Origin of the sequence: Enterobacter sp. Lyrl_3 (genome assembly GCF_051948675.1) — a bacterium.
GTDB classification, from domain to species: domain Bacteria; phylum Pseudomonadota; class Gammaproteobacteria; order Enterobacterales; family Enterobacteriaceae; genus Enterobacter; species Enterobacter cloacae.
In genome coordinates, this window is the sequence record NZ_JAYJLI010000002.1 from 483,097 (window position 1) to 500,815 (window position 17,719).

Annotated in this window: 18 protein-coding genes and 1 pseudogene; 12 read left to right on the forward strand and 7 right to left on the reverse strand. The window is 54.3% G+C overall.

Annotation, left to right across the window (positions count from 1 at the left end):
- Window positions 1-14: 14 nt before the first annotated feature.
- Genes VF709_RS07530 through rimJ form a run of 3 tightly spaced genes read right to left on the reverse strand, consistent with a single transcriptional unit; the run spans window position 15 to window position 2,185 of the window.
- Window positions 15-938, reverse strand: a complete 924-nt coding sequence (locus tag VF709_RS07530; protein ID WP_149896486.1) for a Gfo/Idh/MocA family protein — start codon at window positions 936-938, stop codon at window positions 15-17.
- A gap of 2 nt (window positions 939-940) precedes the next feature.
- On the reverse strand, window positions 941-1,591 hold the full coding sequence (locus VF709_RS07535; RefSeq protein ID WP_013097145.1) for a YceH family protein: 651 nt from the start codon (window positions 1,589-1,591) through the stop codon (window positions 941-943).
- 9 nt (window positions 1,592-1,600) lie between these two features.
- The gene (gene rimJ, locus VF709_RS07540) at window positions 1,601-2,185 is read right to left on the reverse strand and encodes a ribosomal protein S5-alanine N-acetyltransferase (RefSeq protein ID WP_013097146.1); all 585 of its coding nucleotides are present in this window, start codon (window positions 2,183-2,185) and stop codon (window positions 1,601-1,603) included.
- Between the two features lie 236 nt (window positions 2,186-2,421).
- Between rimJ and mdtH the strand changes: the two genes are divergently transcribed.
- The 9 genes from mdtH (at window position 2,422) to VF709_RS07585 (ending at window position 9,103) form a co-directional block, all read left to right on the forward strand.
- The gene (gene mdtH / locus VF709_RS07545; protein ID WP_023620180.1) at window positions 2,422-3,630 is read left to right on the forward strand and encodes a multidrug efflux MFS transporter MdtH; all 1,209 of its coding nucleotides are present in this window, start codon (window positions 2,422-2,424) and stop codon (window positions 3,628-3,630) included.
- 121 nt (window positions 3,631-3,751) lie between these two features.
- Window positions 3,752-4,312, forward strand: a complete 561-nt coding sequence (locus VF709_RS07550; RefSeq protein ID WP_013097149.1) for a lipoprotein — start codon at window positions 3,752-3,754, stop codon at window positions 4,310-4,312.
- Between the two features lie 127 nt (window positions 4,313-4,439).
- A complete protein-coding gene (pyrC, locus tag VF709_RS07555) occupies window positions 4,440-5,486 on the forward strand; it encodes a dihydroorotase (protein WP_020689622.1) in 1,047 nt (348 codons plus the stop codon).
- A gap of 74 nt (window positions 5,487-5,560) precedes the next feature.
- Window positions 5,561-5,806, forward strand: coding sequence for a DNA damage-inducible protein I (gene dinI, locus VF709_RS07560; protein ID WP_013097151.1), 246 nt, complete (start codon window positions 5,561-5,563; stop codon window positions 5,804-5,806).
- A 272-nt stretch (window positions 5,807-6,078) separates the two neighbouring features.
- The gene (bssS, locus tag VF709_RS07565; RefSeq protein WP_008500827.1) at window positions 6,079-6,333 is read left to right on the forward strand and encodes a biofilm formation regulator BssS; all 255 of its coding nucleotides are present in this window, start codon (window positions 6,079-6,081) and stop codon (window positions 6,331-6,333) included.
- Between the two features lie 116 nt (window positions 6,334-6,449).
- Window positions 6,450-7,568, forward strand: coding sequence for an N-methyl-L-tryptophan oxidase (gene solA / locus VF709_RS07570; RefSeq protein ID WP_044158660.1), 1,119 nt, complete (start codon window positions 6,450-6,452; stop codon window positions 7,566-7,568).
- Window positions 7,569-7,624: 56 nt separating this feature from the next.
- Window positions 7,625-7,738 (forward strand): YceO family protein, encoded by a 114-nt coding sequence (locus tag VF709_RS07575; RefSeq protein WP_020689623.1) that lies wholly within the window; start codon window positions 7,625-7,627, stop codon window positions 7,736-7,738.
- A 218-nt stretch (window positions 7,739-7,956) separates the two neighbouring features.
- A complete protein-coding gene (locus VF709_RS07580; protein ID WP_028027945.1) occupies window positions 7,957-8,523 on the forward strand; it encodes a cytochrome b in 567 nt (188 codons plus the stop codon).
- A 1-nt stretch (window position 8,524) separates the two neighbouring features.
- On the forward strand, window positions 8,525-9,103 hold the full coding sequence (locus VF709_RS07585; RefSeq protein ID WP_040019425.1) for a YceI family protein: 579 nt from the start codon (window positions 8,525-8,527) through the stop codon (window positions 9,101-9,103).
- A 41-nt stretch (window positions 9,104-9,144) separates the two neighbouring features.
- On the opposite strand, the gene trhO is transcribed toward VF709_RS07585, so the two are convergent.
- Window positions 9,145-10,194: an oxygen-dependent tRNA uridine(34) hydroxylase TrhO gene (gene trhO / locus VF709_RS07590; RefSeq protein ID WP_149896487.1), complete on the reverse strand. Its 1,050-nt coding sequence runs from the start codon at window positions 10,192-10,194 to the stop codon at window positions 9,145-9,147.
- Window positions 10,195-10,417: 223 nt separating this feature from the next.
- On the opposite strand from trhO, the gene VF709_RS07595 reads away from it, so the two are divergent.
- The 3 genes and pseudogenes from VF709_RS07595 to VF709_RS07605 all read left to right on the forward strand — a co-directional run bounded on the left by VF709_RS07595 (window position 10,418) and on the right by VF709_RS07605 (window position 13,171).
- A complete protein-coding gene (locus VF709_RS07595) occupies window positions 10,418-11,344 on the forward strand; it encodes a Kdo(2)-lipid IV(A) acyltransferase (RefSeq protein WP_029881949.1) in 927 nt (308 codons plus the stop codon).
- Between the two features lie 142 nt (window positions 11,345-11,486).
- Window positions 11,487-12,699, forward strand: a pseudogene (mdtG, locus tag VF709_RS07600) (multidrug efflux MFS transporter MdtG).
- Window positions 12,700-12,796: 97 nt separating this feature from the next.
- Window positions 12,797-13,171 (forward strand): MysB family protein, encoded by a 375-nt coding sequence (locus tag VF709_RS07605; RefSeq protein WP_014831418.1) that lies wholly within the window; start codon window positions 12,797-12,799, stop codon window positions 13,169-13,171.
- 6 nt (window positions 13,172-13,177) lie between these two features.
- Here VF709_RS07605 and VF709_RS07610 read toward each other — a convergent pair whose 3' ends face one another.
- The 3 genes from VF709_RS07610 to mdoG all read right to left on the reverse strand — a co-directional run bounded on the left by VF709_RS07610 (window position 13,178) and on the right by mdoG (window position 17,564).
- Window positions 13,178-13,405 (reverse strand): YceK/YidQ family lipoprotein, encoded by a 228-nt coding sequence (locus tag VF709_RS07610; protein WP_013097162.1) that lies wholly within the window; start codon window positions 13,403-13,405, stop codon window positions 13,178-13,180.
- A gap of 84 nt (window positions 13,406-13,489) precedes the next feature.
- A complete protein-coding gene (gene mdoH, locus VF709_RS07615) occupies window positions 13,490-16,018 on the reverse strand; it encodes a glucans biosynthesis glucosyltransferase MdoH (protein WP_020689626.1) in 2,529 nt (842 codons plus the stop codon).
- A complete protein-coding gene (mdoG, locus tag VF709_RS07620) occupies window positions 16,011-17,564 on the reverse strand; it encodes a glucans biosynthesis protein MdoG (RefSeq protein WP_020689627.1) in 1,554 nt (517 codons plus the stop codon). Before mdoG ends, mdoH begins: the two co-directional genes overlap by 8 nt.
- Between the last annotated feature and the right edge of the window lie 155 nt (window positions 17,565-17,719).

The window sequence follows — 17,719 nt, forward strand, 5'->3', positions numbered from 1 at the left end:
GATGTTACAGAGAATTATTCGCTCATGGCCTCTCGCCAGAGCCGCTCCACAATGCGTTGTGCCATGATGGCCTGCTCACCGGATGTTTCCGGAACCGTCTGATTTTGCACACAGGTGATAAAGTGGCGGGCGCATCCGTCAAAGCCGCGCTGCTCGAGGGTGCTTTGCCAGCCAGGCGCCGGTAGCGTGACCACGCCGCTGCCTTTCTCTTCGCGCCATTCGCGCATGTCGGTAATGTCATACAGGGCACCATCCGTGACCGCCTGCACAGATTCCCGGTGACTGCCGGCCCGGCGATGCATGCTGGTGGTGACCTGCAGATGCTCAAGAGCAAAATGGTGCTCAGCGTAAACCATCTGGCCCTGATCGTTGGTCAACAGGGTGCCGCTTTTAAGCTGGGCTTGCCCGTTGGTTAGCCAGAGCACCGTATCTACTACGTGCAGGTAATCATCCAGAAGGGTAAAGCGCAGATCGTTCGGTCCAACGCTGTCGGTACGATGCTTGTCCATTCTCAGGGACGCGAGCCCACCAGACCGGGCCTTCAACTGCTGGTAAAGCGGCGCAAAACGGCGGTTGAAACCCACCATCAGCGTCAGTTTTTTGCGTGCAGCGAGTTCAATCAGCCGTTCGGCATCCTGAATGTTTTCCGCCAGGGGTTTATCCACACAAACGTGGACCCCGGCATTCAGTAATTCGCTGACCACCTGATAATGGGTGGCGGTAGAGGTGTGCACAAAGACCGCATCGCAGTCGCGCGCCAGATCCTGAAGCGATGCCGCATACGGCATGCGCCAGGTTTCGCAGATCCGCTCGGCCTTCTCGCGGGTAGGTGACCACGCCCCTTGCAGCGTCCAGTCCGTCGCGGCCCCCAGAACAGGCAGCCAGGCCTTTTGCGCAATACCGCCCAGCCCTACCACGCCAACGCGTAATTTTTTCACCGTCAGTCTCCTAAATGTGCCAGCAATGCATCCAGGCGTTGTTTCAGCCCGGCCACCTCTTCCTCCAGCGCCTCTACGCGTGCTGCGAGGCTGTCATGCGCGGCGGGGGCAGCCGAATCTGCTAACACCGTTGACGTATCAACCTCACCGCTAAACAGGTGCATATAGCGGCTTTCACGTTTCCCCGGCTCACGCGCCAGACGTACCACGTAAGGGCCATCCTCGCGGGTGGCAAGCCCATCCAGGGTCTGCTCAACCTCCTGCATATCGGCGAACTCATGCATGCGGGAGGCCCGGGTGCGCAGTTCACCGGGTGTTTGCGCGCCGCGCAGTAACAGCGTGGTGATCACCGCCACCTCGGCGGCACTCAGCTTCAGATCGCCGAACTCAGAATTGCAAAACCGCTGCTCGTACTTGGTCACGCGGTTACCGAAACCGCTGACCGTGCGCAGGTAATGGCGTTTAACCAGTTCATCGAGAATATCCTGCACCTCATGTTCGCCGAGATTCATCACCGGCTCACGGTTGGTTTTCTGGTTACACGCCATCGTCACGGCATTGACGGAGAGCGGATACTGTTCCGGCGTGGTGACCTGTTTTTCCAGCAGGCAGCCAATCACACGCGCTTCTGTTGCGCTTAACTGATATTTCATCTCTTCTCCTTAGCGGCCTGCCGTCCAGTCCCGGGTGGTTAATGCTGTCAGTACGTGGTCGCGCCACTCTCCGTCTATTAGCAGATAATCTTTGGCGTACCCCTCTTTCTCAAACCCCAACCGCGCGAGCAAATTACCGCTGCGCTGATTGTGTGGCATGTAGTTCGCCATAATGCGATGGATATGTTGCGTGCGCTGCATATAACGGATCGCCACCGTTAGCGCCTCATACATCAGCCCCTGTCCTTGCCATTTCTGGCCGATGGAGTAGCCGAGGTAGCAGGCGTGAAACGATCCGCGCACCACGTTGGAAAAGTTGGCAATACCGATGATCTCTTTTTCCTCCGGATCCAGCAGCGCGAAATAGAACGCGCTTCCCTGCTTGTGGAATTCTGCAATCATGCTGAGGCGCGCCTGCCAGCCGGAAGGGTAGCAGTGGCTCTCATCCCGAACGGGTTCCCAGGGTTTTAAAAACTGGCGATTCTCGGCGTAATAATCCGCCAGACGCCAGGCATCACGCTCGTGCACCAGACGAACAACCAGCCTGTCCGTTGTCAGACGCACTTTTGGCACATTACTGCGATAGCCAAACATCGATACCACTCCTTCCCGTCACTTCTGCTTACCCATTAGCTTTACTATACCTGCGCCTGTGCCGTCTGTGAAAACAGTGACATACCATTTTGACCTCTTTTCACATTTTTCGATGAGAACTCTCTATCAAAGCGCTCTTTTGATAAAAAAATATTGTCACGCGCGGGGGTGGGAAAAAACGTGGCGACACCGCAGAATATTAGCGTGCTCACCATCCTGTTTTCCCTGGAGGGAAAATGTCCCGCGTATCACAGGCCAGGAGCCTGGGTAAATATTTCCTGCTAGTCGATAACATGCTGGTCGTGCTCGGCTTTTTCGTTGTGTTTCCCCTCATCTCGATCCGCTTTGTCGATCAAATGGGCTGGGCGGCACTGATGGTCGGTATCGCGCTCGGGTTACGCCAGTTTGTCCAGCAGGGTCTGGGCGTGTTTGGTGGTGCCATCGCCGACCGCTTTGGTGCCAAACCGATGATCGTGACGGGCATGCTGCTACGCGCGGCAGGCTTCGCCACCATGGCAATTGCCCAGGAGCCGTGGCTGCTGTGGTTTTCCTGCTTCCTCTCCGGTATCGGTGGCACCCTGTTTGACCCGCCGCGCACCGCGCTGGTGGTTAAACTCATTCGTCCGCAGCACCGGGGACGCTTCTTCTCAATTTTGATGATGCAGGACAGTGCCGGGGCGGTAATTGGCGCCCTGCTGGGAAGCTGGCTGTTGCAGTACGACTTTCGTCTGGTCTGCGCGGCGGGTGCGCTGCTCTTTATTCTGTGTGCGCTCTTTAATGCCCTGTTTCTGCCGGCATGGAAACTGTCGACGGTCAAAGCCCCGGTACGCGAAGGTCTTGGCCGCGTGCTGCGAGACAAACGCTTTGTTACGTACGTGCTGACCCTTACGGGGTATTACATGCTGGCCGTTCAGGTCATGCTGATGCTGCCGATCATGGTAAACGACATTGCGGGCACCCCGGCCGCCGTAAAATGGATGTACGCCATAGAAGCCTGCCTCTCTCTGACCCTGCTCTACCCGATCGCCCGCTGGAGCGAACGGCGTTTTCGCCTGGAGCATCGCCTGATGGCAGGGCTGTTATTGATGACGCTCAGCATGATGCCCATCGGGCTGGTGAACTCGCTCCAGCAACTGTTTACGCTGATTTGCACCTTCTATATCGGCTCCATTATTGCCGAACCAGCTCGTGAAACGCTGAGCGCCTCGCTTGCCGACGCGCGCGCTCGCGGCAGCTATATGGGGTTCAGCCGCCTGGGGCTGGCCTTTGGCGGTGCATTGGGTTACGCCGGCGGCGGCTGGCTGTTCGATGCCGGAAAAGCCCTAAGCCAGCCGGAACTGCCCTGGGTCATGCTCGGCGTGGTCGGCTTTATGACGCTCCTTGCGCTGTGGTGGCAATTCAGCCAGAAGCGCAGCGCGAGCGGCATGCTCGAACCTGGGGCATAATATTCCCTGCGGCGGGGCCTCTCCCGCCGCCATTATCAGTTTTTTCTGCTGGTTTCCGCTATTTCACCCTGACATACTGGCGTAACAGGACAGTAGCGCCGATTTTTCGTTGAGGAACACTATGAAAAAAATTGTCATTGCCGCCGCATTCATTGTCAGCGGCCTGCTGGTAGGTTGTAACCAGCTTACGCAATACACCGTCAGTGAGCAGGAAATTAATCAGGCGCTGGAAAAACATAATAATTTTTCAAAAGACATTGGTGTGCCGGGGCTTGCCGATGCGCATATCGTCCTCAGCAACCTCACCAGCCAGATTGGGCGCGAAGAGCCGAATAAAGTCACTCTCGCCGGGGATGCCAATCTCGATATGACCTCTCTCTTCGGTAACCAGAAAGCCAACATTAAGCTGAAGCTCAAGGCGCTGCCGGTCTTTAACAAAGAGAAAGGGGCCATCTTCCTGCAGGAGATGGAAGTGGTAGACGCGGACGTCACGCCGGACAAGATGAAACCGGTGATGCAGACCCTGATGCCCTACCTGAACCAGTCCCTGCGCAACTACTTTAACCAGCAGCCGGCCTATGTCTTAAGTGAAGACAAGAGCAAGGGTGAGGCGCTGGCGAAAAAATATGCCAAAGGCATCGAGGTGAAACCGGGAGAGATCGTTATTCCATTCACCGATTAACCTGAAGGGGCGCAAAAGCGCCCTTTTTTTTACGGAAAAGTGTGCAAACGAAAACGTTTCCGCTTATGATTTGTGTCCGGCAAAAACAGCCATCCTAATGACTGATTCCTGACAAGCCGGAGCTTCCATGACTGCACAACCCCAGGTTCTTAAAATCCGCCGCCCTGACGACTGGCATATCCATCTGCGTGATGGCGATATGCTGAAAACGGTCGTGCCGTATACCAGCGAAATTTATGGCCGCGCGATTGTCATGCCTAACCTGGTTCCACCAGTCACCACCGTTGATGCCGCTATGGCTTATCGCCAGCGAATTCTTGATGCCGTGCCGGCAGGACATGATTTCACTCCGCTGATGACCTGCTATCTGACCGACACCCTCGATCCGAATGAAGTGGAACGCGGCTTTAACGAAGGCGTGTTCACCGCGGCGAAACTCTACCCGGCTAACGCTACCACCAACTCCAGCCACGGTGTCACCAGTATTGACGCCATCATGCCGGTTCTGGAGCGCATGCAAAAACTGGGCATGCCGCTGCTGGTACATGGTGAAGTGACCCACGCCGACATTGATATCTTCGACCGTGAAGCCCGCTTTATCGAAACCGTAATGGAGCCGCTGCGCCAGCGTCTTCCTGCGCTTAAAGTGGTGTTTGAACACATCACCACCAAAGATGCCGCAGAGTATGTCCGCGATGGCAATGAACTGATTGCCGCCACCATTACGCCGCAGCATCTGATGTTTAACCGCAACCACATGCTGGTTGGCGGCGTTCGTCCGCATCTCTATTGCCTGCCCATTCTGAAGCGTAACGTTCATCAGCAGGCGCTGCGTGAACTCGTTGCCAGCGGTTTCTCCCGCGCCTTCCTCGGCACGGACTCCGCGCCTCATGCACGCCACCGCAAAGAGGCCAGCTGCGGTTGCGCAGGCTGCTTTAACGCCCCTACAGCGCTCGCCAGCTATGCCACCGTGTTTGAAGAGATGAATGCCCTGCAGCATTTTGAAGCGTTCTGCTCGCTCAATGGACCACGCTTCTACGGGCTGCCGGTCAACGAAACGTTCATTGAACTGGAGCGTAAAGAGAGCCGCGTGGACGAGGCCATTCCGCTGACGGATGACACGCTCATCCCATTCCTTGCCGGTGAAACCGTCAACTGGACGGTAAAACGCTAAAAAAACAGTTCCCCTTGTTGTCAAACCTATAATATACCTGTATAAATAAACAGTATATTACACAGGGGGCATTTATGCGTATTGAAGTCACCATAGCCAAAACAACCGTTCTGCCTGCTGGCGCGCTTGATGCGCTGGCCGGTGAATTATCCCGCCGTATTAACAGTACTTTCCCTGACAACGCTGGTGCCGTAACGGTTCGTTATGCGGCGGCAAACAACCTCTCCGTCATTGGCGGCGCGAAAGAAGATAAAGACCGTATCAGCGAAATCCTGCAGGAAACCTGGGAAAGCGCCGACGACTGGTTCATCACAGATTAATCTTGCTCCCTCATTGTTCTTTTTTGCCGGGTCGCCCCGGCTTTTTTTCGTCTGAAATCCGGTTCGTTCAAATTAATTCGGCAACAAATTTAAAAATCGTGAACAAGGTGGTGTTTTATTGTTCGAACAATCCTAAAAAGCAGAAAAATGTGTTGCCAACTGTTTATTTTTCCCTTGCGAACCCTTATTACTTGTATACTGAAGATGCTTTCAGAAAAACATGCATTGAACCTCGGAGCCGTTGTCTTCTAACACGCATTAAGGGGGTTATAATGGAAAAGAATAGCGAAGTCATCCAGACCCATCCGCTTGTTGGCTGGGATATCAGTACCGTAGATAGCTACGATGCGCTGATGCTGCGTTTGCACTACCAGACCCCGAATCAACTCAACCGTGAAGAAGCGGAAGTTGGACAGACGCTGTGGCTTACAACAGACGTCGCCCGTCAGTTTATTTCTATTTTAGAGGCAGGTATTGCCAAAATAGAATCTGGCGACTATCAGGAAAATGAGTATAAACGGCACTAGGTTTATACCTATTCTTCGCTCAACAGGCACCCTCCGGGTGCCTTATTTATTTCTCCCTTGTGTCAGCCCGCATAGTTAATTACTCTGCTAACAAAGCGTGAGTTCGAGAGATGGATATGAGATACGACTTAATCATTATTGGTAGCGGATCCGTGGGGTCTGCCGCCGGTTATTACGCAACGCAAGCGGGTCTGAAGGTCCTGATGATCGATGCCCATCGTCCTCCCCATGCAGAGGGCAGCCATCATGGCGACACCCGGCTTATTCGCCACGCCTATGGTGAAGGCGAGCGCTATGTTCCGCTGGTGCTTCGCGCCCAGACGCTATGGGATGAACTGGCGAAGCTGACGGAAGAACGCATTTTCGAACGCACGGGCATCATCAACCTGGGCCCTGCCCGCTCTGATTTTCTGGCCAACGTTGAGCAGAGTGCGAAAGCGTTTAATCTTGATGTGGAGAAGCTGGACGCGGCAGGCATCATGGCCCGTTGGCCAGAGATTGCCGTCCCGGACGATTATATCGGCCTGTTTGAAGCCAACTCCGGGGTCTTACACAGTGAAACGGCCATCAAAACCTGGATCGATCTTGCGGAAAAAGCGGGCTGCGCTCAGCTCTTCAACTGTCCGGTGGAATCCCTCACTCATCACGCTGACGGCGTTACGGTCACCACTGCGGACGGAGAATATTCAGCGTCCCGTCTGCTGATTAGCGCAGGCACCTGGGTCACCCGTCTGCTGCCCGATCTGCCTGTTCAGCCAGTGCGCAAGGTCTTCTCCTGGTTCCAGTCGGATGGCCGTTACAGTGCACAGAATAAATTCCCGGCATTTACCGGGGAGTTACCGAACGGCGATCAGTTTTACGGCTTCCCGTCTGAGAAAGACGCGCTCAAAATCGGAAAACACAATGGCGGGCAGGCGATCTCCTCCCCTGAAGAGCGTAAACCGTTCGGTGCATACCCACAGGATGGATCCGAAGCGTTTACCTTCCTGCGCAATATCCTGCCGGGCGTAGGCGGTTTACTGTATGGTGCTGCCTGCACCTACGACAACACGCCGGACGAAGACTTCATCATTGACACCCTGCCGGGGCATGACAACACGCTACTCATCACCGGCCTCAGTGGTCATGGCTTTAAGTTCGCCTCCGTGCTGGGCGAGATTGCTGCGCAGTTTGCCCAGGGGATCGCACCGCAGTTTGATCTCACCCCCTTCTCACTTTCGCGTTTTAGCAGATAATCCGCCGCGGGTTTCGGACGTCCGGAACCCGTTTTCCAGACAGAAAACGGGACATTATGCGCAGGATCGTTGGCTTTCTTATCAATAACATTCGTGAGCATTTTATGCTCTATATTTTATTATGGGTGCTGCTGGCACTCATCGATATTATTTATATTGTATTTTACTGAAAAGTGAAGCTGACAATTACTGACATTACTTTAGGTTAGCTTAATCTTTTGCTTGCTGCTTATTCCGCCTTGGACGAAGCGATTGAATTACATTTGCGGATCATTTTCAAAACCGCTGAAATAAATAAAATAAAAATCTATATTCAATTATTTCAGTTGCAATATCATTTATTCCCGTTCATTTTTACTATTCTGTTTTTCTTCGAATGGTCATTCTGATGCAATTGCGTAACTCCTCTCAGCGCTACGGAATAATATCCATGTGTTTACACTGGATAGTTGCTCTTACCGTTTATGCAATGTTCGGACTGGGTCTGTGGATGGTGACGCTCAGTTATTACGATGGCTGGTATCACCAGGCACCAGAACTGCATAAAAGCATCGGCATCCTGCTGATGATGACGTTGGTTATTCGCGTGATCTGGCGTCACATTTCCCCGCCGCCCGCCGCGCCCAAAACCCACAGTAAATTAACGCGTGTCAGCGCGGTTGCCGCGCACGTTACGCTCTATATCCTGCTGTTCGCCATTCTGATTAGCGGCTATCTCATTTCCACTGCAGACGGCAAGCCGATTAACGTCTTTGGCTTGTTTGAGGTTCCGGCCACGCTCTCTGACGCAGGGGTTCAGGCCGATACCGCAGGCGTGGTGCATCTCTGGCTCGCGTGGAGCGTGGTGATCCTGTCTGTCCTGCACGGGCTTGCCGCCCTTAAACACCATTTCATCGATAAAGACGATACGTTAAAGCGCATGCTTGGCCGTTCGTCAGTTGACTCTGGAGCATAAAATGAAAAAACACCTGCTGGGTATCGCATTAGGTTCTCTGTTATTCACCACCGGTTCTGCCGTGGCGGCTGATTATAAAATTGATAAAGAAGGCCAGCATGCTTTCGTCAATTTCCGTATTCAGCACCTCGGTTATAGCTGGCTGTACGGTACCTTTAAAGATTTTGACGGCACATTCACCTTTGACGATAAAAATCCTGCCGCCGATAAGGTCAATGTGACCATTAATACGAATAGCGTCGACACCAACCATGCAGAGCGCGATAAACATTTGCGTAGTGCGGAATTCCTGAATGTATCAAAATTCCCACAGGCGACCTTTACGTCGACCGAGGTGAAGAAAGAAGGTGATAAGCTGAATATTATCGGTAATCTGACGCTCAATGGCGTCACGAAACCGGTGACCCTGGAAGCCAAATTACTCGGCCAGGGTGACGATCCGTGGGGTGGCAAACGCGCAGGTTTTGAAGCCGCAGGGAAAATTCATCTGAAAGATTTTAATATCACCACGGATTTAGGTCCGGCATCTCAGGACGTAGAACTGATTATTTCCGTTGAAGGTGTTCAGCAGAAGGCATAATAAACACGCCCGGCAGGGTTTGACGTTGCCGGGCGTCATTATCATTCCGGGTCAGGAATACCCAGTTTGGTATTCAGGCGGCCTCGGGATTTATTAAAAATCTTATTGCCGTTTTCACGTCCCGCACGACGGCGGCGCTGCTCCTCTTCCGGCAGCATGCTCTCTTCACTGCAAAGTTCGCTACAGCAGCCGTTAAATTTCTCTGCGCACGCCGGGCACTGAATAAACAGCAGATGACAACCGTCATTTTTGCAGTTGGTGTGGGTATCGCACGGTGCGCCGCACTGGTGGCAATGGGCAATCACGTCTTCTGAAATACGCTCACCCATTCGCTCGTCAAAGACAAAGTTTTTACCGATAAAACGCACCGGTAACCCCTGCTCACGGGCACGGCGGGCATACTCGATGATACCGCCTTCGATATGCCAGACCTTATTAAATCCGTTATGTTTCATCCACGCGCTGGCTTTTTCGCAGCGAATACCGCCGGTGCAGTACATAACGATTTTCTTATCTTTATGTTCCTGCATCATCTCAACCGCTTTCGGCAGTTGCTCGCGGAAGGTGTCGGCCGGGATTTCCATTGCGTTCTCGAAATGGCCCACTTCATATTCGTAGTGGTTACGCATATCGATGAATACCGCGTCAGGGTCATCAAGCATCGCATTGACTTCCGCCGCCTTCAGGTATTCCCCCACGTCGGCCGGGTTGAAGGCCGGGTCGTCAATGCCGTCTGCCACGATGCGCTCACGCACTTTCATACGCAGCACCCAAAATGATTTACCGTCATCGTCCAGGGCGATGTTCAGGCGTAAGCCGTTCAGCGCCGGATCGAAGCCGTAAAGAAAATCGCGGAAGGCGCTCACGTTGCTTTCCGGGATGCTGATCTGGGCGTTGATACCTTCACGCGCCAGATAGACGCGCCCAAAGACGTTCAACGCGGTGAAGGCTTTATAGAGCTCATCGCGGGTCGCTTGCGGATCGTTGATCGTGAAGTATTTATAGAATGAGATGGTCGTGCGCGGTTCGGTTTCAGTCAACATACGCGCTTTCAACATCTCATTCGATACGCGGTTGTGTAACACTGGCATGGTGTACAAGTCCTGCAATCGTTATTGAGAAAGGAAAATCGGTCGGCATCATATAGCAAACAATAACAATTTACATCCACACAATTTACGCTACATTTCTGTCAGCCTGAACTATGCGTCATAACATTTGCTGCATTAGCGCGCGTTTCGACATCAGACATTTTGGCTATGTAGTAAAAAATGAGACACTAAGACCTTCAGGACGTTAGAAAACAGGACCGACATGACCCAATTACCGAAATTTACCGTCACCCTTTTGCATCCTCGCTATTGGTTGACCTGGCTTGGCATTGGCTTTTTATGGCTTCTGGTCCAACTCCCCTACCCGGTTATTTTCCGTCTGGGAAAAAACCTGGGTCGTCTTGCGCAAATGTTTATGAAGCGTCGCGCCAGAATCGCCTACCGCAACCTTGAACTGTGCTTCCCGGACATGAGCGAGGCTGAACGTCATGACATGGTGACCAGGAATTTCGAGTCTGTCGGCATGGGGCTGATGGAAACAGGAATGGCGTGGTTCTGGCCGGACAAACGCATGGCACGCTGGAGCGTCGTTGCCGGTACGGGGATGGAGCCGGTACATTCGCTGCAGGCGAATCAGACGGGCGTGCTGCTGATTGGCGTACACTTTCTGACCCTGGAAATCGGCGCCCGTATGTTCGGTATGCAGGCGCCCGGCATTGGGGTTTATCGTCCAAACGACAACCCGGTTATTGATCTGATCCAGACCAATGGCCGTATGCGGTCCAACAAAAGCATGATCGACCGTAAGGATCTGAAGGGTATGATCCGCGCCCTCAAATCAGGTGAAGTAGTCTGGTATGCCCCCGATCACGACTACGGCCCGCAATCAAGCGTATTTGTTCCGTTCTTTGCCGTTGAAGAGGCGGCCACCACCACGGGCACCTGGATGCTGGCACGCATGTCCAAAGCCGCCATCGTCCCTTTTGTTCCGCGCCGCAAACCGGATGGTTCGGGTTACGAATTGATTATGCTGGAGCCCGAACTGGCGCCTCCACTGGATGATGCTGAAACCACCGCACGCTGGATGAACGGCATTGTCGAGAAATGCATTATGCTCGCACCGGAGCAGTACATGTGGCTGCACCGCCGCTTTAAAACGCGGCCAGAAGGTACGCCGTCCCGCTATTAATTCCCCCTGCGGCCCTTTGGGCCGCTCCCTGTTTTAGCTTTAAAAGCTCTCCCTCATTGCGGCAATCATAACCCAGGCGCATAATTAGCAGGCTTATTACTTCATGCCTTACGGTGCGCTGCACCTCATTATGCGGATTGTTATGTCACCCTCAGATGCCCCCATAAACTGGAAACGTAACCTTACGGTTGCCTGGCTTGGCTGTTTTCTTACCGGCGCGGCGTTTAGCCTCGTGATGCCCTTTCTGCCCCTGTACGTTGAACAACTGGGCGTGACGGGCCACAGTGCGCTCAATATGTGGTCTGGTGTTCAGCATCACTTTCCTCTTCTCCGCCATTGCTTCGCCGTTCTGGGGCGGCCTTGCCGACCGTAAAGGGCGTAAAATCATGCTGCTGCGCTCGGCGCTGGGAATGGCCATCATCATGGCGTTAATGGGTGTGGCGCAGAACGTCTGGCAGTTTCTGATTTTGCGCGCGCTACTTGGCCTGCTGGGAGGATTTATTCCCAACGCGAATGCGCTGATCGCCACCCAGATCCCGCGTCATAAAAGCGGCTGGGCGCTCGGGACGCTCTCAACCGGAGGCGTCAGCGGCGCCTTGCTGGGACCTCTGGCGGGCGGCTTGCTGGCGGACAGCTATGGCCTACGCCCGGTATTTTTCATTACTGCCAGCGTGTTGTTCCTCTGCTTTATCGTTACGCTGATCTGCATTCGTGAAAACTTCACCCCCGTCGCCAAAAAAGAGATGCTCCACGCACGGGATGTGCTGGCTTCACTCAAAAACCCCAGACTGGTACTGAGCCTGTTCGTGACGACCCTGATTATTCAGGTCGCGACCGGTTCGATTGCCCCTATTCTGACGCTGTACGTTCGCGATCTGGCAGGTAACGTGAGCAACATTGCGTTTATCAGCGGGTTGATTGCCTCCGTACCCGGCGTGGCGGCGCTGCTTAGCGCCCCGAGGTTAGGGAAACTGGGAGACCGCGTCGGCCCGGAAAAGATCCTGATTTGTGCGCTGGTGATCTCCGTGCTGCTGCTCATTCCCATGTCGATGGTGCAATCACCCTGGCAACTGGGCGTTCTGCGCTTTTTGCTGGGTGCCGCCGACGGGGCGTTACTGCCCGCCGTTCAGACCCTGCTGGTTTACAACTCCACGAACCAGATCGCCGGGCGTATCTTTAGCTACAACCAGTCATTTCGCGACATCGGCAACGTTACCGGCCCGCTGGTGGGGGCCGGGATCTCCGCCAGCTTCGGTTTTCGCGCCGTGTTTATCGTCACGGCGGGCGTAGTACTGTTTAATGCGGTTTACTCGTGGTTCAGTTTATCCCGGACATTACGGCCGGTGGCGGAATAAGACAAATACGTGACGGCTTATTTTCGCATTCATACTTGCAGAATCAGATATTCAGCTATTCTTTCCCTGAAACCTTCTGGAAAACAGGGAGACACCAATGACCATGTACGCCACGCTGGAAGAAGCTATTGATGCCGCTCGTGAAGAGTTCCTCGCCGATAACCCCGGCGTTGATGAAGAAGATGCGGACGTGCAACAACTCAACATCCAAAAGTATGTCCTTCAGGACGGAGATATTATGTGGCAGGCCGAATTCTTTGCTGACGAAGGTGAAGAAGGCGAATGTTTGCCGATCCTGAGCGGTGAAGGAGCTCAGGCCGTCTTTGATGGTGACTATGACGAAATTGAGTTGCGTCAGGAGTGGCTGGAAGAGAACACCCTGCACGAGTGGGATGAGGGTGAATTTCAGCTCGAGCCACCGCTGGATACGGAAGAAGGTCAAACCGCAGCTGACGAATGGGACGAGCGTTAATTCCCGCTACTCATAGGGGCCGTGGCTGGCATCGATGGGCAACAACAGCGTATCGAAAATCAGCGAGAACGGCAGATCGAGCACCGTCAGGTAGCGCCATGCGGAATCCCGGACATCCCATTTCACGCCCGGATAGTACTGATTCCCGTGGCCCTGCCCCGGTATGGTGCGACTGATGATGCTGCCGCAGCCGCTCAGCAGACATGCCATCATGACGACGATGATTATTTTCATCCGTTACCTCTAAAAAAATACCGGCGTTTAAGCCGGTATTTTATCTGGCGGGTGGCACATTGCTTACCCGCCCTACGTTGCCACTTACTTCGCCTTCAGCGCCAGCGGGTTAAGCTTCAGATCGTTGTAGTAGTTCACCCACGAGGAGTAGCGCTCCGGGGAAGACCACACACGGTAGTGCAGACGCGACATAGTCACCGGATCGCTTAACAGCACCAGACGGCGGTCGCGGTTAAGTTTCTCTGGCGTCTCGTTCAGCGCCTGTTCAACGTGACGATCGCGGGCAATCTCCAGCACCTTACTTGCACGGTGACGCGCGGTAGCCATTGCCGTTGCCAGGGCGTTAAACGACGGGTTAAACACCGCGTGCATAAAGCCATCATCCAGCGTACGACGGCGGTTCTGCTCCAGATAGGTGTCAGTATCCACCAGCACCTTCGGCGGCGAATACTCTTCCGGGATCAGGAACAGCTTCCAGCGTTTGGTACGCAGGCCAACCGTTGAGCGGCTTGAAATAACCGACACAAACGGCGACAGGATCAGCGAGAAGACAATCGGCGCCAGCCAGAACAGGAAGCGCAGATCCAGCCATGCCATCCCAGCAGCCCACACCAGCCCCAGCAGCAGCTGCGAGCCGTGACGCATAAAGGCTTCACCCCACGGCGTGGAGTCATCATCACGCTGCGGTGAGTTCCAGACCACTTCCCAGCCCAGGAACGCGCTGACCACAAACACGGTATGGAACAGCATACGTACCGGTGCCAGCAGCACGGAGAACAGCACTTCCAGCAGCAGTGAAACCGTTACCCGCCAGAAACCGCCATACTCCTTCGAGCCTTTGCACCAGATCAGAATGATACTGAGCAGCTTCGGCAGGAACAGCAGCACCATGGTGGAGGCAAACAGCGCTATCGCCAGCTCCGGACGCCACTGTGGCCACACCGGGAACAGCTGACGCGGTTGCAGGAAGTACTGCGGCTCCGTCAGCGCATGCACCACCTGCAGAGCCGTGGACAGCGCCAGGAACATAAACCACAGCGGCGCGGAGAGATAAGACATCACGCCGGTCAGGAACACCGCACGGTGAACCGGGTGCATCCCTTTCACGAGGAACAGACGGAAGTTCATCAGGTTCCCGTGACACCAGCGGCGGTCACGCTTAAGTTCGTCCAGCAGGTTCGGCGGCAGTTCTTCATAGGATCCAGGCAGATCGTAGGCAATCCAGACGCCCCACCCTGCACGACGCATCAGCGCCGCTTCCACGAAGTCGTGCGACAGAATCGAGCCGGCAAACGAACCTTCGCCCGGCAGCGGTGCCAGCGCACAGTGCTCAATAAACGGCTTCACGCGGATAATGGCGTTGTGACCCCAGTAGTGGGACTCACCCAACTGCCAGAAGTGCAGACCGGCAGTAAACAGCGGCCCGTAAACACGGGTGGCAAACTGCTGGCAACGCGCGTAAAGCGTGTCCATGCCGGACGCTTTTGGCGAAGACTGGATGATACCCGCGTTCGGGTTAGCTTCCATCAGACGCACCAGACCGCTCAGACAATCACCGCTCATCACCGAGTCGGCGTCCAGCACCACCATGTAGCTGTACTGGTTACCCCAGCGACGGCAGAAGTCATCGATGTTACCGCTTTTACGCTTCACACGACGACGGCGGCGACGGTAGAAGATCTGACCTTCGCCCTGTACTTCTGCAATCAGCTCCATCCAGGCTTTTTGCTCGGCAACGCAGATGTCCGGATTGTAGCTGTCGCTCAGGATATAGACGTCGAAATGGGCGGCGTTACCGGTCGCCTTAACGGACTCCCAGGTTGCGCGCAGCCCCGCGAATACGCGGTCAACGTCTTCGTTACAGATAGGCATAATCAGCGCCGTGCGGTGCTCAGGATTCAGGGGTTCATCCCCGACCGTAGACGCCGAAATGCTGTATTTGTCTCGTCCCATCAGCAGCTGCAGGAAGCCCATCAGCGCGGTCCAGAAACCGGCCGAGACCCAGCAGAAGAGAACGGCGAACAGCAGAAGAATGCCACTTTGCAGGATATACGGCAGCAGTTGCATGAAGGAGACCCAGATATCCTGGCCCATCATGTCTGCCGGGTTGATCAGCGCCCAGCCCTGGTAAGGCAGAATCGTCTTCATGTACCAGGTTGCGACAACAGTCTGCGCCAGCGTCAGCAGCAGAAGAATGTAGCGACGGATCGTCCCCACGGTACGCCATTTCTGTTCGGAGGCCTGCTCTTCTTTTGTCAGACGCGACAGATAGCGTGGCGTCACGTCACGCCCGCGCAGGCGATCCCAGAAGCGGCCAACCGGGTTGGTACGCCAGGGGTCGGGGAACATGGAAGAACGCGTTGCTTTCGGCATCGCCTGAAGCTGATCGCGTCCTTCGTCGTCTTTAATCAACTGCCCTTCTGCCAGCGAGTCCGGCCATGCCTGCTCCAGACGTGCCTTCACTGACCCCAGCGGAGAATCGTCATCACGTGAAAACTGACGATGTTCCCCATCCAGCGCGGCATGTACCGCGCGGATGTCGCTCTCAGGCAGTGCCGCTTTTTCGATATCCGTCAGCGGCATGGCATCAATATATTCAGATGTATTATTCATTGGCAGGTAGCTGATAGCTCCAGGTTTCACTCAGCGGCTGATCGTTACTGACCAGCGCAGCGCGCATTTCAGTGGTCTGTTTCGGATCTTTCACTTTCACGCGCAGGGTCAGACGCCACCCTTTCGTTACCGGGTTGTAACGTACGGTGTTCTCAACGATCTCACCGTTATCACCGATGCTGGCCTGGGCGGTCACGGCAGTATCTGGCGCCAGTTTCTTCATGTCCTGGCCGGTGAAGTCCACCACGAAAGCGACGGTACCGTCAGGCTGACGGATAAGATTAGACTGTTTCACGTCACCCGTTGAACGGCGAGTCTGCATGACATACGCGTTATCCGGCGCATGCAGTTTGTCTTCGTCGCGGCTAAAGGTGATCGTGTATTTGAAGTTCATCTCTTTCCCGGCTTCCGGCAGCTGATCCGGCGTCCAGTAAGCGACGATGTTATCGTTGGTTTCATCATTGGTTGGGATTTCAACCAGTTCAACCTTCCCTTTGCCCCAGTCACCTTTCGGGGTCACCCACGCGCTTGGACGCAGGTCGTAGCGGTCATCCAGATCTTCAAAGCGAGAGAACTGACGGCCACGCTGCAGAAGGCCGAAACCTTGCGGGTTTTCCATCGCAAAGCTGCTGACAGCCAGATGTTTCGGGTTGTTCAGCGGACGCCAGATCCACTCACCATTACCAGCATGAATAGACAGGCCGTTGGAATCGTGCAGTTCAGGACGGAAGTTGGTCGCCGGTGACGGCTGGTTCGGCCCAAACAGGAACATACTGGTCAGCGGCGCAACGCCCAGTTTACCCACTTTGTCGCGCAGGTAGACTTTAGACTGCACGTCAACCACCGTGTCACGCCCAGGCATGATCACAAAGCGGTACGCGCCCGTTGCACGCGGGGAATCCAGCAGTGCGTAGATAGTCAGACGTTTATCCGTTGGTTTTGGACGTTCGATCCAGAACTCGCGGAAACGTGGGAATTCTTCACCTGATGGCAGCGCGGTATCAATAGCCAGGCCGCGCGCAGAAAGCCCGTACACCTGTCCCGCGCCAATAACGCGGAAGTAGCTGGCGCCGAGCATGCTGACGATTTCGTCGTTTTTATCTTTGCTGTTAATCGGGTAAAGCACCTTGAAGCCTGCAAAGCCCAGATCTTTAACCGTATCTTTGTCGTGCTGCACATCGCCAAAATTGAAGTAATCCGGGCTGTATTTGATTTTACGTACCGCCGTTGCCGTCACTTCATTGATGGCAACAGGGGTATCGAAGTACATACCCTGATGATAAAACTCAAGCTTGAACGGGGTCTTAATATTGTTCCAGTACGCTTTATCGTGATTGAACTGGATCTGCTGATAGTCCGCATATTTCATGTCGCGGAAAACGGAGGGCAAGTTACTTTTCGGCGCTTCGTAGCTCTTGCCTGCCATCGATTTTGCCTGTTTTGCGACATCGTCGATGTTAAAGGCCAGTGCCGATGAGGTATACAGGGATAACACCACTGCAGCACCCAACCAACGCATTTTCATCATCTGTGGTTTATGTTTCATAATAAGTAAGCACTTCCCCCTTTGTGTGCTTATATCGATCCGATCCATTTTAATGGAAACTCAGGCAATCCGACAACATTATCACCGCTTTGTTCAGCTCGCTGGCTCAGGGATTAAGCAAATGAAAGAACCCGCTTTTCACTTTGCGTGCTTAT